General features: G+C 36.3%; 1 protein-coding gene. It reads left to right on the forward strand.

Features of this window, described 5'->3' with window-relative positions; all coding sequences use genetic code 11:
- Positions 1–3 precede the first annotated feature (3 nt).
- Positions 4–24,708 carry a T9SS type B sorting domain-containing protein gene (locus C8C83_RS09315; RefSeq protein WP_121328057.1) on the forward strand — a complete coding sequence of 8,235 codons (24,705 nt, stop codon included), beginning with the start codon at positions 4–6 and terminating at the stop codon, positions 24,706–24,708.
- The last annotated feature ends 13 nt before the right edge of the window (positions 24,709–24,721 follow it).

Here is a 24,721-nt window from a genome sequence, read left to right on the forward strand (position 1 = left end):
ACCATGAAAAAACCTACTACTATTTTTAAAACGTTAATTGCAGTTGTATTTTTATTGCTAAGTTTTTCTTCTCATGCCCAGTTGAGAAAAGGCTTTACGACTAGATATACAACCAGTTTGAATGGAGATATTCTAGTTATTGGAAACAATAGCTTAAATAGAGATAATGGCAAAGGACAACGGCCTCTTGACAATTATGATGATCAGGGTAGTGGAAGTAAGGTAAACGACAATTTCGATATGAAATATATTGATGTTGACAATGAGACTTCTTTTAACTCAAGTTATGCAACGTTAACAATTCCTCAGGCAAGTAAAAGTTGTTTCGAGATTGTATATGCTGCTTTATACTGGTCCGGAACCTATCAGGGTACTGATAGAAGTAAGATCAATCAGGTACGACTAAAAACTCCTACAGCTACAGCTTATAAGGCTCTTACCGGAAGTGTACTTTGGGATGAAGGAGGTACGGGTGTTACGACACCTTACGGTTCATTGCCGTATGCTTGTTTTGTAGATATTACAGATGATGTTAAAGCGGCAATAGAAGGTATCTATACCGTAGCCGATGTAATGTGTTCTGAAGGTAAATTTTCTCCGGGAGGTAACTCAGCAGGTTGGTCAATTTTTGTGATTTATAAAGATCCGTTATTGCCTAGTAAATACATTACCAGTTTTGATGGTTTTAGTATTATTAGAAGTAGTGATCCACCATTAGATATTCCTATTTCCGGGTTTAGAACAAATCCTTTTGGAAACGTAAATGTAAAATTAGCATTTAGCGCATTAGAAGGTGATAATCAATTAGAAGGAGATGGTCTTCAAATTATAGGTGGAAAACCATCAAGTGTATGGGGTGCTATTTCTTCTTTAGCAAGACCAATTACACCAGCAGTACCTGCGGGAGGACCTATTTGGAATCCTACGCCGGCTGTTCCGGCTAAACCCAACTTTTTTAATAGTACCATAACAGATGGTGATGTTATTATGGGAGGTCGTAAACCAAGTAGTAAAAACACATTAGGGTTTGATGCGGGTGTTGTAACTCTTGATAATAATGTAGGTGGGGTGCAAAATAGTGTCATGCAAAATGATGAAACGAGTGCTACACTTAGAATCAATACGTCTCAGGATTCCTATTTCATGTTTTTTAATGCAATGTCGGTCGAAATTATTGCGCCAAAAATTGTACTTAGAAAGAATGTACTGGACAAAGACGATAACAATATTAATACTCAAACAGTAAGCCTGGATCAGGAACTTAGATATGAAATTAAGTTCAAAAATGAGGGTAACGATGATGCCAAAAATTTCACGATTACAGATGTTCTTCCTAATAACGTAATTTTTAACGGAACAAGTGACATTTTGGTCATGGATTCAAGAATTACTGCAGTTTATAATGCGGCAACAAGAACAATTGTATTTACAGTGCCGGATGCTTTGGTTACTGCAAAAGGAGCAGAGTACACACTTAAATTTAAAGTTAGAGTTGTAAAAGATTGTAACGAATTAGTGGATGCTTGTTCTAATGAAATTAAAAATACTGCCATTTCTAAATACTATGGTGTAAAAAATACTACACCTGAAGGTTTTGGAGAAGGTAGTTATTCTAGTATATCTTCATGTAATGTAGGAGAGCCAACATCAACCAATTTCTTAGTAGGTATAGACAAATGTTTATTCAGCAGAGATGTTTCTTTATGTGGTACAGCTGTTTTAAAAGCAGCTAATGGTTATACTACCTATGTATGGAAAGATAAAAACGGAGTTGTTTTTGGAGGGAACAATCAATCAGTTACTGTAGATAAGCCAGGTATTTATACTGTGGAAAACAGCGGAGCCGTAAATTGTAAACCTATTAAACAAACGTTTAATGTTATAGATTATTTGGCTAGCACAAATAAAAATCCAATTAAAGGAGACAATATTGATCCTGCAACAGGATTGGCGTATGGTTGCGTTAGAGATAACAAACCGTTTCCTAAAATATTCTTGTGTGGTCTAAATGACAAGAGAATCATTGATACTCAGATCACAGGTGCCACAAGCATCACATGGCAAGAAACAAAAGATGTAACCCCAAGCACTAATCCGGATAGCTGTCCTTATGAAGGAGCGACAAACTGGACTACAATTGCAAACGGACCAACATTTACTGCAGACAGAGCTGGTGTATTCAGACTTGTTGTAAATTATGGTAATAATACATGTGTTGTTACATATTATTTTAATGTTTATCAAAACTTACTTGATGCTACTGCTAAGAAACAAGACATTGTTTGTAACACAAAAGGATCAATTACAGTAACAAATCCACTTCCAAATACAGGATATGTTTATAGTCTTGACGGAACAAATTATCAAGCATCAAATATTTTTAATAATGTTCCAAAAGGTTCTTATACAGTAAATATAAAACAAACAGTATTAGAAGTTGGACAAATTTCTGCTTGTATATTTAAAGTAGATGTAAATGTTGAGCAACTTGATTTTACGACAAAGCTTGATGCAACACACCCGCTTTGTACTGGGGAGAAAGGAACTATAACGGCAACTATTAATAATGTGCCGGGGCAATACAAATTTATTCTTAGAAAGAAAGGTAGTACTGTCGAAATTCAAAACACAGGTCTTATAGATAATAACAGAACTATCTTTACAGGTGTTGATCCGGGAGTTTATCAGGTTTTAATGTCTACTGCCAATAATGGATGTAATGTTATTCAGGAGATCGAAGTTTTTGATTATCGATTAACAGCTACTGCACAAGTTACTAAGACACTTACAGCATGTAGTGATGGAGAGATTACAGTTAGTGTTACAGGAGGAACTCCAAGACCAGGTCCACCAACATATTATTTATATTATGTAAATGGAAATGCAAATTTTGTTACAAATCCAGTAATTCCTGTAACTGCAGCCGGTGATTATAATATCGTGGTTGTAGATGCAAATGGTTGTACAGTAAAAATACCAACGATAAAAGTTACTAATTTACCAAAACCAGTAGTAACATTTAAAGCAAGTGATGTTAATTGTTACGGAGTTAATAGTGGTAGTATTGATATGACTGTTACTCCTGCAGACTCTGGTTATGCGGTTACTTATAGTATAGATGGTTTAGCATTTAGCAGTGTTTCTCCAATTACGAATTTAGCACCAGGTGATCATTCAATTATTGTTAAATACACTTATGATAAAATTGAGTGCGTTGATCCGGCTGTAATTGTTAAAATTAAAGGACCAGATTCAGCTTTAAGTGCCTCTGCAGGTGTTTCTGAATTGGCCGGTTGTGGACAAACAGGAGTAGAATACCAAGGAAAAGTTAGAATTACAAATCCACAAGGAGGAACTCCGGGATATACTTATAGTTTTGATGGTCAAAAAACATGGATAGCATCAAACGAAGCTTATGTTGATCCGGGAACTTATACGTTGTATATTAAAGATAGTAAAGGTTGTATTTATGCAATGCCTGGTATTGTTTTAGATCCTAAACCAACAGATCCTACAATTGCACTTGATCCTACAGTTTATAATTGTGATGGAACAGGAAAAACTACTGCAACAGTTACAAATAGTGGTGGTAAAAATTATAGCTATGAATACTATATTGATGGTAAACCAAATACACCACTTACAAATAATATATTTAATAATGTTCTATCAGGTCCACATACAATCTCTGTAAAATATAAGTTATTAGATGCTGCAACTTATAGCAACTTATTACATGAAGATTTTGGAAAAGATACTTTTACCTACACAGATACTGCATCTCCAGATGGATCTTCTCCAGGGATTAATGCCGCTTTTTGTTGGGAAAGACAAATAGAGGCTACGAAGTGTAATGGTAATAGATTGTTTGCTAATGGTGAATATACTGTTACGAGTAGTTTACGAAATGATCCTTATAGCGGATGGCAGAATCCAATCGACCATACTAGTGGTAGTAGAACGGGTGGTAGATATTTAGCAGTTGATGCAGGTAGTGTAATTCCAAATAATGCAGTACTTTATAGAAAAACTATTAAAGATATTATTCCGGGTCAACCAATTCAGGTTAGATTCTTTGCTACCAATTTATTGAAAATTGGTAATACACAACCAGATGCTTCTTTGACGGTTGAATTGCAAAATGCTGCTGGAACTGCATTATCATCACAATCTACTGGAAAAATACCTAAGACTAATGGCTGGGTAGAATACAACAGATCAATTGATCCGGGAAGTAACACAACTTTAGATTTTGTATTACGATTAGAAATTTCTCAAGTCAACGGAATTGATTTTGCAGTTGATGATATAGAGGTATATCAATTGCCTAAGTCATGTATTACAGAGAAAAAATTCGATTTTAATATCGATACTAATAAAGCTTTTACTGTTCTTGAACCTGTAATCGAAAACGTTGATTGTAGTGGAGGAAGTACAGGTAAAATAACAATTACAGCTCAAAACTTTAATGGTAGCTTCCTTTATTCTATAGATGGTGGGCTTAATTGGAGTACTTCAACAACTTCACCTGTTATTATAGATAAGTTAGTTGCTAAAAGTTATTCAGTTATTGTAAAAAGTGATGCAGCAGGAACTTGTTCTAAATCGTTTACAAAAACAATTACAGAAAACCAACCTGTTACAGTAACAGCAACGGTTAGTACATTGCCAACTTGTACTACTGGAGCAACAATAACAGCTGATGCTAAAGGAGGCGTAGGACCTTATACATACGCATTAAAATTAGCAGATGGTGTAACTGATGTACCAGGGATGGGATTCAATCATTCAGCAACATTTGCTGGAGTAGCTACTGGAAGTTATACAGTTTTAGCTCGTGATTCAAAAGGTTGTACATCGGCAATTTCAGCAGTAGTGGTTGTTGACAAACCAACTCCACCGGTTGCAAGTTTAGATGCTACATCTGATTTATGTTATGATAGTGGCGATAAAGCAACTTTAGTTGTTAAAGCTACAGGTACAGGCATATTAAACTATAGTTTAGATGGTGGTGCTTTTGATGTCAATAATACTTTTACAAACGTTGGTGTTGGAACTCACACTATTATTGTTAGAGACGGAAACAATTGTACAACTACATTAAGTGGTATTATAATAAATGATGAGTTAACAGCAAAAGCAAACGTTACTAAAACATTAGATTGTAATACGACAGGTGCAACTATTAAAGTTGATATTACAGGTGGTAAAGCACCTTTTACATATAAATACAAACTTGGAACAGGAGGAACCTATTCTACAAGTGCAAGCGTTACAGGAAATACATTTAATTTTCCAGCTCCTGGTACAGGAACGTATTATTTTGAAATCACAGATTCAAATACGCCAAAAGGATGTGTAACTACAACATCGGCAACAGTTGATGCTATTACAAAACCAGTTGCAAGTGCAACACCTTTAAATGTTGTTTGTTTTGGTGGGTCAACCGGAGAAGTTACATTAGGAGCTTCAGGTGGTTCAGGAAGCGGTTATTCATACAGTTTTAATGGTAGTGGTTTTACAAGTACTATAAAATATACTGGTTTAAAAGCTGGAATTGCTTATAAATACCAAGTAAAAGATAATAAGGGATGTATCTCTGATGAAGGATCAATTACTTTAACAGAGCCAACAGCTATTACAGGAACTATCAAAACTACAGATATTCAATGTGGTGCAACAGGAACTGTTCCTGCAGTAGTCACAATAACTGCCGGAGGAGGAACAGCGCCTTATAAATATAGTTTTACAGGACCTTCAAATTATGGAGACGATAACTTTTATTCTACAACTGTTGCAGGAGTAGTAAAAGGATATATTATAGATAAAAATGGTTGTCAATTTGGACCATTAAGTGTTACCGTTGGTGCTTTTGAACCAATTACAAGTATTGATCTTGTTGATCTTGGATACGATTGTTCTACAACTCCTCAAGGAGGACATGTAACAATTACAGCTGTAAAAGCTGGAGCGCTTACTAATGTTTCTTATAGAATTACTGCAGGTCCGGCAGGATATAATACAGCAAGTAATACAACAGGAGACTTTAAACCATTGGCTCCAGGAAGTTATACTTTTGAGGCATCAGACAGTAAAACAAAATGTACAGCAACAATTAGTTATGTAGTAAAAGGTACATCAGATATAACAGCTGGTGGATCAGTTTTAACTACAATTAAATGTTTTGGAGGTACAGGAACAATTCAGTTTACAGTTGCTGGTGTTAAAACCAGTGGATATGATTATGTAATTAAAAATGTTGCAGGTACTACTATTCAACAAGCAAATGGTGTATCAGCAGCGACTACAACAATTACAGTTACTTCTGCGGTAGCAGCTGATGATTATACTATTACAGTAACGGATAGATTAACAAAATGTCAGGCAGCTTATGTTGTAAAATTGACACAGCCAGCTATTGCAGTTTCAGTTACAGCAACCGCTACAAATATTACATGTAGTAAATTTACATCGACAATTACTCCAGTTGGAGCAGGTGGAACACCAGCTTATAAATATGCAGTTGTTCAAAAGAATGCTGCAGATCCTGTAACAGCAGATTATGCTGCAGGAGCAACATTATCAGTAAATACCGTAAATGGTACTATCGTGGATTGGGTTGTATTTGTAATGGATGCTAACGGATGTACCGCTAAATATCCGGTACAAATTGCTAAAGATGCTACACCAACAGTTACAGCAAAAGTAGACAACCAATGTGCAGGATCTGGAAACAGCTTCACGATTACTGCTACTGGTTTAGGTGGAACGGGAACATTAACTTACGGAATCAACGGAGTAAATGGAGCATTCTCTACAAACAATGTTTTCAATGTAGTTCCTGGAACTTATACGGTTTGGGTAAAAGACGGAAATCAATGTCCGGCTTCAGCAGCACCAGTTACGGTTTATGATCAATTAAAAGCTACTACAGTTATAAAAGAACTTGATTGTTCTACAACAACACCTACTAGTAAAAATGCTACAATTACAGTTACTCCTACAGGAGGATTAGCACCATACAAATACGAAGTTTCGACAAACGGAGGAACTAGCTATTCAGCAATGGCATCAAATGTTTATTCAACAGCAGTTGCAGGAACATTTATGATAAGAGTAACAGATGCTAATTTATGTACGTTTGTAATCACAGAGATTATACAATCTATTTCAAACCCAACAGCATCAATTGTTGCACAAAGTAATGTAAGTTGTAACGGAAAACTTGACGGATCAGTTACTATCAAAGGTACTGGAGGTTCAGGTGGATTCTCATACAGCAACAGTGCTACAACAGGATTCGGACCAAGCGCTACCTTCTCAGGATTAGGCTTAGGAGATTATACTTTCTATGTAAAAGACAGTAAAGGTTGTGTTGGAAGTGTTCCGGTTAAGATTACAGAGCCAAATCCTTTGGTAATTTCTTCAACTGTTACACCATTTTCTTGTAGCACGACTAATACAAATGTTCAAGGAAAAGTTGTAATCAACGCTCCGACAGGTGGAACTTCACCATTCCAATACAGTTTTAACGGAGGTGGATATACAGGAACAAATACCTTATTGGTAGACGATAACGGAACAAATCAAAAAATTGATTATGCTGTAAAAGATGCTAATGGATGTATTACTACAGGAACAGTTACATTATCAAAACTGAACCCACCTGTAATTGATAAAGTTACGCCATCAACAATCACTTGTTTGCCAGGAGCAACAACAAGTAATGTTACGGTAACTCTTTTGGCAGGTACAGGAGTAGTTGCATTGAAATATGAAACTATTGCACCATCTCAGGCAATTATCGCACAACAGTCGTCTAATGTATTTAATGGATTAGCTTCAGGAAGTTATACTTTCAAGGTAACGGATGCTAACGGATGTTTTGATACAAAAGTTATTACAATAAGCGATGCCGTTAAAATTGCGATTTCAGGAAACAAAAACAATGATGTTAAATGTAAAGGAGAATCAACAGGAAATGGAACGTTTACAATTTCAAACGTTGCTACTGCTGGAGATTATACTTTTGTTTTAACATCAGGAACATTAGGTACAGGTACGCTTGCAAAATCAGCTACTGATGCTAATATTTTATTATTAAAAGGTGTTGCAAAAGGTTCTTACACAGTAGAAGTTACTTCAAATTCAACTGGATGTAAAAACACAGCAACAATTATCATAGATGAGCCAGTTCTGGGATTAAGTCTTACAGCAACGGCTTCAAATATTACATGTAGTAAGTTTACATCAACAATTACGGCAAGTCCGGTTGGTGGAACACCAGTTTATAAATATGCAGTTGTTCAAAAGAATGCTGCAGATCCTGTAACAGCAGATTATGCTGCAGGAGCAACATTATCAGTAAATACCGTAAATGGTACTATCGTGGATTGGGTTGTATTTGTAATGGATGCTAACGGATGTACCGCTAAATATCCGATACAAATTGCTAAAGATGCTACACCAACAGTTACAGCAAAAGTAGACAACCAATGTGCAGGATCTGGAAACAGCTTCACGATTACTGCTACTGGTTTAGGTGGAACGGGAACATTAACTTACGGAATCAACGGAGTAAATGGAGCATTCTCTACAAACAATGTTTTCAATGTAGTTCCTGGAACTTATACGGTTTGGGTAAAAGACGGAAATCAATGTCCGGCTTCAGCTGCGCCAGTTACGGTTTATGATCAATTAAAAGCTACTACAGTTGTAAAAGAACTTGATTGTTCTACAACAACACCAACTAGTAAAAATGCTACAATTACAGTTACTCCTACAGGAGGATTAGCACCATATAAATACGAAGTTTCGACAAACGGAGGAACAAGCTATTCACCAATGGCATCAAATGTTTATTCAACAGCAGTTGCAGGAACATTTATGATAAGAGTAACAGATGCTAATTTATGTACGTTTGTAATCACAGAGATTATTCAATCTATTTCAAACCCAACAGCATCAATTGTTGCACAAAGTAATGTAAGTTGTAACGGAAAACTTGACGGATCAGTTACTATCAAAGGTACTGGTGGTTCAGGTGGATTCTCATACAGCAACAGTGCTACAACAGGATTCGGACCAAGCGCTACCTTCTCAGGATTAGGCTTAGGAGATTATACTTTTTATGTAAAAGACAGTAAAGGTTGTGTTGGAAGTGTTCCGGTTAAGATTACAGAGCCAAATCCTTTGGTAATTTCTTCAACTGTTACACCATTTTCTTGTAGCACGACTAATACAAATGTTCAAGGAAAAGTTGTAATCAACGCTCCGGTAGGTGGAACATTCCCATTCCAATACAGTTTTAACGGAGGCGGATATACAGGAACAAATACCTTATTGGTAGACGATAACGGAACAAATCAAAAAATTGATTATGCTGTAAAAGATGCTAATGGATGTATTACTACAGGAACAGTTACATTATCAAAACTGAACCCACCTGTAATTGATAAAGTTACGCCATCAACAATTACTTGTTTGGCAGGAGCAACATCAAGTAATGTTACGGTAACTCTTTTGACAGGTACAGGAGTAGTTGCATTGAAATATGAAACTATTGCACCATCACAGGCAATTATCGCGCAACAGTCGTCTAATGTATTTAATGGATTAGCTTCAGGAAGTTATACTTTCAAGGTAACGGATGCTAACGGATGTTTTGATACAAAAGTTATTACAATAAGCGATGCCGTTAAAATTGCGATTTCAGGAAACAAAAACAATGATGTTAAATGTAAAGGAGAATCAACAGGAAATGGAACGTTTACAATTTCAAACGTTGCTACTGCTGGAGATTATACTTTTGTTTTAACATCAGGAACATTAGGTACAGGTACGCTTGCAAAATCAGCTACTGATGCTAATATTTTATTATTAAAAGGTGTTGCAAAAGGTTCTTACACAGTAGAAGTTACTTCAAATTCAACTGGATGTAAAAACACAGCAACAATTATCATAGATGAGCCAGTTCTTGGATTAAGTCTTACAGCAACAGCTACAAATATTACATGTAGTAAGTTTACATCAACAATTACGGCAAGTCCGGTTGGTGGAACACCAGTTTATAAATATGCAGTAGTTCAAAAGAATGCTGCCGATCCTGTATCAGCAGATTATGTTGCAGGAGCAACATTGTCAGTAAATACTGTAAATGGTACTATCGTGGATTGGGTTGTATTTGTAATGGATGCTAACGGATGTACCGCTAAATATCCGATACAAATTGCTAAAGATGCTACACCAACAGTTACAGCAAAAGTAGACAACCAATGTGCAGGATCTGGAAACAGCTTCACTATTACGGCTACAGCTACTGCACCAGGAACAGGAACTTTGACTTACGGAATCAACGGAGTAAATGGAGCGTTCTCTACAAACAATGTTTTCAATGTAGGTCCGGGAACTTATACTGTTTGGATAAAAGACGGAAATCAATGTCCGGCTTCTGCACCAGCAGTTACGGTTTATGATCAATTAAAAGCTACTACAGTTGTAAAAGAACTTGATTGTTCTACAACAACACCAACTAGTAAAAATGCTACAATTACAGTTACTCCTACAGGAGGATTAGCACCATATAAATACGAAGTTTCGACAAACGGAGGAACTAGCTATTCAGCAATGGCATCAAATGTTTATTCAACAGCAGTTGCAGGAACATTTATGATAAGAGTAACAGATGCTAATTTATGTACGTTTGTAATCACAGAGATTATCCAATCTATTTCAAACCCAACAGCATCAATTGTTGCACAAAGTAATGTAAGTTGTAACGGAAAACTTGACGGATCAGTTACTATCAAAGGTACTGGAGGTTCAGGTGGATTCTCATACAGCAATGATGCTGTAATAGGATTTGGACCAAGCGCTACCTTCTCAGGATTAGGCTTAGGAGATTATACTTTTTATGTAAAAGACAGTAAAGGTTGTGTTGGAAGTGTTCCGGTTAAGATTACAGAGCCAGATGCTTTAGTAATTTCTTCGACAGTTACACCATTTTCTTGTAGCACGACTAATACAAATGTTCAAGGAAAAGTTGTAATCAACGCTCCGGTAGGTGGTACATTACCATTCCAATACAGTTTTAACGGAGGTGGATATACAGGAACAAATACCTTATTGGTAGACGATAACGGAACAAATCAAAAAATTGATTATGCTGTAAAAGATAAAAACGGATGTATTACTACAGGAACAGTTACATTATTAAAACTGAATCCACCTGTAATTGATAAAGTTACACCATCAACAATCACTTGTTTGCCAGGAGCAACAACAAGTAATGTTACGGTAACTCTTTTGGCAGGTACAGGAGTAGTTGCATTGAAATATGAAACTATTGCACCATCACAGGCAATTATCGCACAACAATCGTCTAATGTATTTAATGGATTAGCTGCAGGAAGTTATACTTTCAAGGTAACGGATGCTAACGGATGTTTTGATACAAAAGTTATTACAATAAGCGATGCCGTTAAAATTGCGATTTCAGGAAGTAAAAACAATGATGTTAAATGTAAAGGAGGATCAACCGGAAATGGTACATTCACAATCTCGAATGTTGCTATTGTAGGAGATTATACTTTTGTTTTAACAGCAGGAACACTAGGTACAGGTACGCTTACAAAATCGGCTACTGATGCTAATGTTTTATTATTGAAAGATGTTGCAGTGGGAACTTACACAGTAGAAGTTACTTCAACTGCGACAGGATGTAAAAACACAGCTGCAATTGTTATTGATGAGCCATTAAATCCTTTAACAGCAACTCTTGCACAAGTAAATGCCAATTGTAAAGTTGGTACTTCAAAAGTTACGATAACTGCAGCTGGAGGAACACTTGCTTACAAATATGCATTTGTACAGGATGGTGCGCCAAAAGGAACATTAACGTCATCAAATGAAGCTAACTTAGACCCGGCAATTCAAGATTGGGATGCTTATGTTGTTGATGCTAACGGATGTGAAGTAAAATTCGATGTTAAGCTTGCTACAGATGCTGTACCAACAGTTACAGCTACAGCTACTAACCAATGTTTAGGAGTTGGTAATTATACTATTACAGCGTCGGCACTTGGAAAAGCACCTTTCACTTATAGTATAAACGGTACTTCATTTGATATTCCAAATACTTTTATAGTAACTACAGCAGGAATTTATAATGTTTGGGTTAAAGATGCAAATGGATGTATTGCTAAAACTACAACACCAGTTACTGTTTATGATAAATTAACAATAACTCCAATAATAAATAAAGATATTACTTGTACAGTAGGTTCTGAAGATGCAAAAGTTACCTTGACAATTGGTGGCGGAAGCGGTTCTTTTACTTACAGCTATACAAGTACACCAGCTGGTGCAGTTGGAACTTTTGCAGGAAATGTTTTCACGACAAGTGATGCAGCAGATTATATATTTACTGTTAAAGACAATACAACTAACTGTACAGCGACTATCGCAGTACCGGTTCAAATTACAACACCTACACCTCCTCACTTTACAGCACCACTTCCAGCAGTGCTTAGTTGTTTTGGAGATAGTTCAGGATCTATAACGGTTAATATTGATGCTACTCAAGGAGTTGCGCCGTTTGTAATTAATGTAACAAACAAAGCGACACTTCAAGATTATGGAACACAAACATCTGGTTTACCTGCAGCTATTTATGTAGTTAAAGTGACAGATGCAAAAGGTTGTAGCTATTCAGAAGATATTGAAATTAAGCAACCAACTAAAATTGTGGTTGTATCTCACGCAGATCCAATTACTTGTGATCAGGTTAGTGGTGGAATTTCTAAAGGAAATGTTGTCGTTGATAGTGTAACAGGTGGAACAGCACCTTATACATACTACGTAACAGGTCTTAACGGTTATAATAAAAATGAGCCTAATAATACTGGAGCTACTTCAGTTACTTTTAATGTAGTTGATTTTGGTTACTATACAATTAGAGTTGTAGATGCAAATGGTTGTTCAGTAATCGAAAAAGACGTTTTAGTTGCTTCACCTGTAGATAACCTTGATATTAATATTGATTTGACAACGGTTAATTGTGAAGCTGTTGTTGGACCTCCTGCAGTTCCTGCCGGTGGTAAAGCAGTTGTAACAATTGGAAGTTTATTAACAGGTAAAGGACCATACCATTTCAATATTTATACAGGACCAGGACAAGTATTTACCGCAGATGGTGTTGGTGGATGGATAGGAGAATTTCCTGCGGTAGGAAGTGAATCAGCAACTTTTTATGGACTTACTCCTGGAGTAACTTATACTTTCATAGTTTATGATGAATTAACAAAATGTTATTATTATCAACAAGCAGATAAGGCAGTTCCATCAAATTCTACATTATCTATTGTTAATAATGTAGCACATAATATTACATGTACTGGACAGAATGATGGAAATGTAACTTTTGAAATTAAAAATAATTATTCATCTTCAGTAGATGTAAGTTATCAGGTTTATGAATCTTTTACTAATGTACCAATTGCAGGAGCAACTGGATCAACTTCTATTGCAGCAGGTGTAACATCGCCTAGTATTAGTTTAGGTCCTTTAGCTGTGGGTACATATTATGTATTAGTTAAAGAAGATGCGGGACCAAACAAAGGTTGTTCTGTAGTTTCTAAAGACTTTAACATCAAACAATCACCTAGATTATTAGGTCTTACGGCTTCTGCTACTTCAATAGCAGACTGTACGAACTTAGGAACAATTTCTGCTCAGGCAAATGATGGAACAACACCATACCTTTATCAGGTAGTTGCTTCTGGAGCTGCTTATGTAGATGCAGATTGGAAAACTCCAAATACGTTTACAAGACCAGGAAGTGTTGCGGGAATTGTGTACGATGTGTATACAAAAGATGCTTTTGGATGTATTAAAAAGGTACCGGTTACAGTTTATAAATACAAAGATCCAACTATTGCTCCTTTAGCACCAATTTGTTATGATGGAAGTACTCCATTTAAAATTACAATAGTTGGTACTGTTGATACTGCAATTGTTGGTGGTGCAACATATAGTGTTGATGGAAGTGCTTTCCAAGTATCACCAGATTTCACATTGAATGCTGCGAAAATCTACAATTTGGTTATCAAAGACGGTAAAGGATGTACGGCTTCTATAAATTATGAGGTTAAACCAAAATTAGAACTTGATGTTAAGTTGACTAAAGATATTGATTGTTCGGGAACTCCGAATGCTGAGATTACCTTGACAGCTTCAGGAGGTTATGGACCAACTTATAAGTATGAGTATTCTGTTAATGGAGGAAGTTGGAATACAATGCCAACTAACGTACTTGATACAAGTGTTACAGGAAATTATATTTTTAGAGCTACAGACCTTGGTAATACAACAACTTGTAGTATTGATACGAAGTTTACTTTAGACGCAATTCCAGCGATTGTATTTACAGTAGACCCAATAGATGTAACTTGTTTTGGAAGTTCTAATGGAAAAATTACAGTTAATGTAACTTCTGGAGTTGGACCATATAAATATCAATTAGTTAATGGTGCGACAACTTGGGCTTTCCAGGATTCAAACGTATTCGATAATTTACCGGCTGCAACTACTTATGTTGTAACTGTTAGAGATGCTAAATTATGTACGAAGAATCTACCAGCTACAGTTGGAACACCTACAGCATTATCAGCAACTTCATCAATAACAGCTAAATTGTTATGTACTACTAACAATGCGCCAACAAAAGCTGTGGTAACAGTAGTTGGATCAGGTGGAACTATACCATACCAATACAGCTATGATGGAGGATTAAATTACTCTACTGATGATACTTTTGAAACATACGCAGGAATTAAATTCGATGTTTATGTAATGGATGCCAATGGATGTAAATTCACATTGACAGATGGAGTTAATGTTCCGGCATTAAACGCTCCAACAGCGATGAACATTACAGGAACATTAGTATTCTGTCAACCAGTAGGAAGACAAACGAGTACAGTTACAATTAATTCAGTAACAAACGGAGTTGGTACACTTCAATATGAGATTTTATCTCCAATTGTAAAAGTAAAACAAGGATCAAATGTATTTGCAGGATTGGCACCAAGTGCAGATCCTTATGTATTCCAGGTTACAGATGCAAACGGATGTACTTATCAGGATTCTTATATTGTAAAACCAGCTGTAAACATTACAGTTTCGGGAACAGTAGTTAGCGATGTAACTTGTAACCCAGGTGCTAACGGAGAGGTATTATTTACAGTAGGTAACTTTACAGGAACTTACAGTTATGTACTTAACGGAGGAGCTCCGGTAACAGGACAAACAAGTAAAACAATATCAATTACAGGATTAAGTGCTGCAAGTACACAAAGTATTGTAGTTACTGATGAAGTTACAGGTTGTACAGCTCCTGCTTCAGTAAATGTTATTCAAAACCCGGCATTATCATTGTCAGTTATTGCCAATGTACCGGAGAATTGTGATAATAAAGCTAAAGTTCAAGTATTAGCTTCTGGAGGAGTTGCACCTTATGAATATTCATTTGTACTTGCAACAGCAACAGGACCTGGTACATATACAACGTCAGATACAGCATTTTTAAGTACTGCGGGTTCTTCATTCAACTGGAAAGTTTATGTAAAAGATGCCAATGGTTGTGTAATTACAACACCATTTGCAGTATCAATTACTAAAGATGCCGCGCCAACAATTGCGATGCCAGCATCAATATGTTATGTTGGATCAGATGTTGTAATAGATTTGGCAGCATTATCTACAGTACCTGTAGGTCCGGCTAAATATACACTAGGAGGAGTTACCTTACCAGGTTCTACTTATACAGTTAAAGGTGCGGGAACTTATGTTTTTGGTATCATTGACGGTAACGGATGTATATCAAACCAAGTAAGTTTTGTAGTTAAACCACAAGTATTATTACAAGCAGACTTAGATCAGGATTTAACATGTGCTAAAGATGCTTCTATTAAGTTAACTCCAACAGGAGGAACAGGAATATATAATCTTTATGAGGTAAAAATCAATGCAGGTGGATATACTGCATTTACAACATTGCCTTACGTTGCAACAGTTGATGGAACATATACTTTTAGAGTAACAGATTCTCAGGGATGTCCTGCAGTATCTAATGCTGTAATCGTAACTCCTAAAACAGTTCCAACGGCTGGTATAGTTGCAACAGATGTAATCTGTTCAGGAGATAGTAACGGTACAGTTACAGTAACGGCTTCAAATGGAATCTTGCCTTACCAATATAGAATCGACGGAGGAGTTTTCCAAACTTCTAATGTATTCAAAGGATTGGCAGCAGGTCCACATAATGTTGAAGTTAAAGATGCTAAAGAATGTATTTCAGTGTTAATTCCAGCAGCAGTTGGTACACCGGCAGCATTATCAGCAACTTCAGCAATAACAACCAAATTGTTGTGTACTACTAACAATGCACCAACAAAAGCAGAAGTTACAGTAACAGGATCAGGCGGAACTACACCATACCAATTCAGTTATGATGGAGGAGCTAATTACTCAACTGATAATACTTTTGAAACATACGCAGGAATAAAATTCGATGTTTATGTAATGGATGCCAATGGATGTAAATTCACATTGACAGATGGAGTTAATGTTCCGGCATTAAACGCTCCAACAGCGATGAACATTACAGGAACATTAGTATTCTGTCAACCAGTTGGTAGACAAACGAGTACAGTTACAATTAATTCAGTAACAAACGGAGTTGGTACACTTCAATATGAGATTTTATCTCCAATTGTAAAAGTAAAACAAGGATCAAATGTATTTGCAGGATTGGCACCAAGTGCAGATCCTTATGTATTCCAGGTTACAGATGCAAACGGATGTACTTATCAGGATTCTTATATTGTAAAACCAGCTGTAAACATTACAGTCTCGGGAACAGTAGTTAGCGATGTAACTTGTAACCCAGGTGCTAACGGAGAGGTATTATTTACAGTAGGTAACTTTACAGGAACTTACAGTTATGTACTTAACGGAGGAGCTCCGGTAACAGGACAAACAAGTAAAACAATATCAATTACAGGATTAAGTGCTGCAAGTACACAAAGTATTGTAGTTACTGATGAAGTTACAGGTTGTACAGCTCCTGCTTCAGTAAATGTTATTCAAAACCCGGCATTATCATTGTCAGTTATTGCCAATGTACCGGAGAATTGTGATAATAAAGCTAAAGTTCAAGTATTAGCTTCTGGAGGAGTTGCACCTTATGAATATTCATTTGTACTTGCAACAGCAACAGGACCTGGTACATATACAACGTCAGATACAGCATTTTTAAGTACTGCGGGTTCTTCATTCAATTGGAAAGTTTATGTAAAAGATGCCAATGGTTGTGTAATTACAACACCATTTGCAGTATCAATTACTAAAGATGCCGCGCCAACAATTGCGATGCCAGCATCAATATGTTATGTTGGATCAGATGTTGTAATAGATTTGGCAGCATTATCTACAGTACCTGTAGGTCCGGCTAAATATACACTAGGAGGAGTTACCTTACCAGGTTCTACTTATACAGTTAAAGGTGCGGGAACTTATGTTTTTGGTATCATTGACGGTAACGGATGTATATCAAACCAAGTAAGTTTTGTAGTTAAACCACAAGTATTATTACAAGCAGACTTAGATCAGGATTTAACATGTGCTAAAGATGCTTCTATTAGATTAACTCCAACAGGAGGAACAGGAACATATAACCTTTATGAGGTAAAAATCAATGCAGGTGGATATACTGCATTCACAACATTGCCTTACGTTGCAACAGTTGATGGAACATATACTTTTAGAGTAACAGATTCTCAGGGATGTCCTGCAGTATCTAATGCTGTAATCGTAACTCCTAAAACAGTTCCAACGGCTGGTATAGTTGCAACAGATGTAATCTGTTCAGGAGATAGTAACGGAACAGTTACAGTAACGGCTTCAAACGGAATCTTGCCTTACCAATATAGAATCGACGGAGGAGTTTTCCAAACTTCTAATGTATTCAAAGGATTGGCAGCAGGTCCACATAATGTTGAAGTTAAAGATGCTAAAGAATGTATTTCAGTGTTAATTCCAGCAGCAGTTGGTACACCGGCAGCATTATCAGCAACTTCAGCAATAACAACCAAATTGTTGTGTACTACTAACAATGCACCAACAAAAGCAGAAGTTACAGTAACAGGATCAGGCGGAACTACACCATACCAATTTAGTTATGATGGAGGAGCTAATTACTCAACTGATAATACTTTTGAAACATACGCAGGAATTAAATTCGATGTTTATGTAATGGATGCCAATGGATGTAAATTCACGTTGACAGATGGAGTTAATGTTCCGGCATTGAATGCTCCAACGGATATGGACATTGCAGGAACTCTTGTATTCTGTCAGCCAGTTGGTAGACAAACAAGTACCGTTACAATTAGTAATGTTAAAAATGGAGTTGGTACACTTCAATATGAGATAGTATCTCCAATTGTAGTAGCTAAACAACCATCAAATGTATTTGCAGGATTAGCATCAAATAATGCTCCTTATGTATTCCAGGTAACTGATGCAAACGGATGTAGTTATCAAGAATCATACATTGTAAAACCAGCAGTAATTATTACAGTTTCTGCAGGATCAACGACAGATCCTTCTTGTAATGGTGGAGCAAATGGTTCAGCGAAATTCAATGTTGATAGTTTCACAGGAACTTATTCAGCAGTACTTATTGCAGGAACAGGAACAGTATCTCAGGCTGGTAAAGTAGTTACAGTTACAGGACTTGTTGCGGGAACTTATACATTAGAAGTTACAGACAATGTTACAGGATGTAAAAACACTGCAACAATTAAGATTGGCGAGCCAGCTGTTCTTGATGTTAAACTAATTTCTCAAACTGCAGCAAATTGTTATTCAGGTGCTATAGTTAAAGTACAAGGAATTGGAGGAACACCGGCGTACAAATATGCGTTTGTTGTTTCTGGAACAACACCAGTTGCGGGAGATTATTTTGCTGATGACTTTGCTGTTTTAGATTTTGCAAAAGGTTCTAATTGGGATGTTTATGTACAAGATGCAAACTTAATTTGTACTGGTAAATTAGCAATAACAATTACAAAAGATGACGCACCAACAATAGATGTTATTACAGATAAATATTGTTATACAGGTGGTCCGGTTCCAATTAAAATTAATGGAACTACTGACCCGGATATCGTAAATCCACCAATGTACAGCATTGGAAACGGTTATTATGCAAGTCCTAATTTCACGTTGAATGCACCAGGAACTTACGACTTCTATATTAAAGACGGTAATGGTTGTATTGCACATGCAAAATATACATTAAAACAAGAATTATTATTACAAGCAACACTTGTACAAGATTTGAATTGTACAACAAATGATGCTACAATTACATTATTAGCAACTCAGGGAACAGGAATATATCCTACTTTCCAAGTGTCTAAAGATGGAGCTGCTTATACTACAGTTACTTCGCCTTACAAACCAACAGTAGCAGGAACTTATACGTTCAAAGTTAATGATGGTCAATGTGATGCAGTTTCTATACCAGTAGTTATTACACCAATTACAACTTCAACATTTACAACGACTCAGATTGATGTAAGATGTAAAGGAGATTCTAACGGTAGTATTACTGTTACAGCTTCAAATGGAGTTGCACCTTATGAATATAGTATTGATGGAGCAGCATTTGGTTCATTGAATGTTTTCTCTGGATTAAAAGCAGGTACTTATTCTATCGTAGTTAGAGATGCAAAAAAATGTCCATCGCTTCCGGTTAATGTTATAATCAACGAGCCTGAGACATTGAAAGTATCAAATGTGGTAACACCATTTACATGTAGTACAACAAATACTGCACAAGATGCTTTCATCACACTAACAGCTACTGATGGTACATCGCCATACAGCTATAGTTTTGATAATGGAGTAACTTTTGGAAGTTCTCCGGTTCATACAATGAATACTGCAGGAACAATTAATTATGTAGTAGTAGACATTAATGGTTGTAGAGCGTCAGGATCAGCAACAGTTGTTCCTTATACTCCGCCTACTAAATTTGTTATTGCTGCAACACCAATTTATTGTAAAACTGCAGGTGGTGTGACAACAATTTCTGTAGATCCAACAACTATTGTTGGAGGATTTGCACCATACAAATATGCTATAATTAGTCCGGCTGCTTCAGCAACCGTACCAAGTGCAGTAAATAGTTTTGCTGGTTTATTACCTGATACATATGTAATAGAAGTTACAGATGCTAATGGTTGTAGCACAACAAATTCGATTATTGTTAAAAAAGCAAGTGAAATTAATGTTGAAGCTCAATTATTAAGTGATGTATTATGTAATGCAGGATCAACAGGATCAGTTGCATTTACAGTAAGTAATTACATTACAGCTAATAATTATGATTTCGCATTAAATCCAAATAATGGAACATTTACACAAACTGGTGATGTTATTACATACACTGGACTAACTGCCGGTAAATATACTTTCACAGTAACTGACAGAACTTCAGGATGTACAGACAGTGTAGTTGATTTTGAAATCAAACAACCAAGTGCAGCACTTACATTTACTACTGTTGCAACAAATATTAGTTGTGACAATAAAAATGCGACAATTACTGTAACTGCTACAGGTGGAACACAGGCTTACAGTTATGCAGCGGTTGTTGCAGGTAGACCAGCTCCAACAACTTTCAGTGCAGACAACAAAATTGTGGTAGACACTAATAACGGTACAGATCTGGTTTGGGATGTTTATGTGAAAGATCTTAACGGATGTTCACCAGTTGCACAACAGCAAAGTATTTCAGTAGATCCACTACCAAGTGCTATTACTGCAAATGTTACAAGCCAATGTGCAAGTCCGGCAGGAACATATGAATTTATAGTTTCGGCTTCGGGAGTAGCTCCTTTACAATATAGTATTGGTGGTGATTTCCAAACAGATCCTAAATTTGTTGTAACAGCGGCAGGAACTTATGATATAACAGTAAAAGATGGTAACGGTTGTACAACAACTGCGACAGCTGCTGTTAAAATCGAAGGAGCTTTAGATTTACAATACACGGTGAAAGCATTGCCAAGCTGTGATTTCCAAGACGGACAAATTGTTGTTACAGCAACAGGAGGTTCAGGGAATTATAAATATAGTTCGGCTGCGTTTATTCCAGTTGTTGTGGGAACTACTGCAACATTCAACAATATGCCTGCAGGAACTCATACAATATTAGTAAGAGATCTTACTTATGGTTGTACAGATACTGTAATTGTTGAGTTGAAAAAAGCAACACAAATTACAGGTTTAAGTTTAACTGGTAATGATGTTTCTTGTAATGGAGGTTCTGATGGATTAATTATCGTTAACCTGGATCCGGTTAAAGACGGAGTAAATGACAATCCGGTTTATACCTATACTTTAACAGGAACTACTGTTGGTGGTACTGCAGTAAGTAAAGGTCCTCAGGAATCAAATGTATTTGATAACCTTGAAGCAGGAGATTACACAGTATTGGTTACTTCAGGAAGAGGTTGCCATGCTCAGGTAGATAAACGAATCAAACAGCCTAAAGCGATTGTAGTGAATGCTCCGGTTGTGACAACATTTAAATGTACAACAGGTTCAAACACAGTAAACTTTGCTACAATTACTGTTAATTCAGTTGTTGAAGGTTCTGGAAAATATGTTCGTTATGAGTTTAGTAGAAACGGAGTAGTGGTTCAAAACACTGATTCTAATGTTTATACAGAATTTAATCTTGCTGGTGGTTCTTATACCGTAAGAGTATTTGATGATAAAGGTTGTGAAGGTTCTTGGACAACTCCAATTATTATTGACTCATTCATAACAATGGATAAAGTTAACGTGGCAATTGTTAAACCAATTACTTGTCTTGCAAACGAAACAATTCAGGTTTCTGTTGCGACAACTGGAGGTACACCAACTTCACTAAGCTATACGCTAACTGGAGTAAACGGAACAGTCTTTAATGAAACAAATTCAACAGGATTATTTAAAGATTTAGCAATTGGTAACTATAAAATTACTGTCTTCAATCCAGCGACAGGTTGTACAATAACTGATTTCCATTATATATCTGATCCAAACACTTTCGTGATTGATGTTAAACCATTGAAAAACGGACTATGTTATGGAGATGCAGACGGAAGTGTTAATTTGACTTTTGTTGATAACCAATTAGTTCCAACAAATGACGCAGGACCATTTACTTATGTAATTACAGGTCCGGTACCAAGTACAGGAACAACAACTTCTGCGGGACCAATTTTGGTTTCAGGATTAAAAGCGGGAGTGTATACAGTTACAGCTACATTGATCGATATTAATGGTCCTTCTTGTACAGTAACAAATACATTTACGATAGATCAGGCAGCAGCTCCTTTAGTAGCAACTAAAACGCAATCAGAGATTACTTGTCTTGCAGGTAATAAAGATGGTGTGATAACTGCATCAGCAACAGGAGGATGGCCAGGTGACTATTTATATGAGTTAAGATTAGGTACAGCAATTGTAAAAGCTTATAGTTCTTCACCGGTATTTGAGAATTTAACAGCAGGAGATTATACTGTTTTTGTTAAAGACGGTCATGGTTGTGAAGCATTCGTTGATGCTAAACTAGTAAACCCAACACCGATAAAAATTCAGATAAGTGCAACTCCAATGTTAACTTGTTTTGATAATGAAAACGGAGTTGTGACTATTGACTTAGTAACTGGAGGTTCAGGAAATTATACTTATACATTAAACGGTGTATTAGCTGATGGAACTGTAATCGTTGCACAATCACAAGGAACGAATCAATTTACAGGATTAAAAGCAGGAACTTATACAGTAACTGCAAATGATACCTGGAGTTGTGAGAACATTTCTAACAAAGTAGTAATTGATCAGCCAACAGAAGTAAAACCTTCGTTAACTATATCTAGAAATGAAACTTGTCAATTAGTACCAATCTTGAAACTTACAGTTACAGGTGGAAATGCACCATATTACTATAGTGAAGATGGAACAAATTACTCAGCTTCATTCAATGGAAGTATAGATATTACATTGCCAAAAACAACTGTAAGTAAAGATTACCAATACTTTGTAAAAGACCAAAATGGTTGTGTTAGCACTGTATCAAACATCGTTAACGTTCCGGTAGTGCCAAAATTAGATTTTACAACTCTTGTAGATGTAGATATCAAATGTAAAGGAAGTTCTGAAGGTACAATTACAGCTATCGCAACAGGTGGTTTAGGAAACTATGTTTATACATTGCTAGACGCTGCTGGAGCTAATATTACACCAGCACCAGCACAGGTTACTCCAGGAGTATTTACTGGATTGCCAGTTGGAAAATACATAGTAAAACTAGAAAGTTCTGATTGTTCATTGAACTCAGCAGTAGTTGAAATATCAGAACCTAACGTAGTATTATCAGCAGAAGCAATACCAACAAATGTTACATGTAATGGTTTCAATAATGGAAAAATTACTGTAAACGCGGCAGGTGGAACAGGAGTATATAAATATGCTATCGAACCTGAATTCAGACAGTTCTTTGACAAAAACGTATTTGAAAACTTGAAACCAGGTTTCTATGATGTATTAGTTCAAGACGAAAATGAATGTTATATCTTCATCAAAGATGTTGAAGTAAAAGAACCAGCGCCATTAACAGGTGCATTAGTAGACGGTACTTTATTCCCAGAAACATGTGCTGGTGAGAAAGATGGTGCATTTAGTATTATACTTTCAGGAGGTACATTAGATTATAGTGTAAGTATTGATTCTGAAACTGGACCATTTGTTAAAGGTACTGCAGGTCAGACGACATTTGATTTTGATAATCTGTCAGGAGGTCCTCATATTGTTTACTTCGTAGATGCATCAGGTTGTAACGGTCAGGTAGACATCGCAATGGATAAAGCAGTAACGCTTAACCCAACAAACGAAGTTAACTATGACTGTGTGAACAATGCAGCTTCAAATATGGTGACAGTAGATCCTGGTTATGACGGAGATCATTCTGAGATTGATTACAGTTTAGACGGTGGTCCATGGCAAATGAATAACATCTTTACAGGGATTACTCCGGGTAATCACACAATCAAAGTGAGACATACAAACGGATGTACTGCAGATACAAGTTTTATTATAAAAGTTGTTAATCCATTAGTATTAACTTTATCTGAAGAAAAAGGTGTTTGGAACGTGATCACAGCAACTGCCACTGGCGGAAGCGGAGATTATGAATACAGTATAGATGGTATCAACTTTAGTTCTGAAAATAAATTCACGATCTACAAGACAGATACCTATACAATCATTGTTAGAGATAAAAACGGTTGTACAGATACTAAATCTATTCCGGTTAAATACGTAGATGTATGTATGCCTAATTATTTCACACCAAACGGTACTTATTATACTGGATGGGGTCCTGGATGTACAAACATTTATACAAATTTAATATTCTCAATTTTCGACAGATACGGACGTGAAATCGCTAAATACCACTACGGTCAAAAATGGGATGGTAAGTACAATGGCGAAGAATTACCATCAGGTGATTACTGGTATGTTCTTAAACTAAATGACGAGAAAGATGCAAGAGAGTTTGTTGGACATTTCACTTTATACAGATAACAAAATAATTGCC

The sequence above is a fragment of the Flavobacterium sp. 90 genome (assembly GCF_004339525.1).
Classification (GTDB): domain Bacteria; phylum Bacteroidota; class Bacteroidia; order Flavobacteriales; family Flavobacteriaceae; genus Flavobacterium.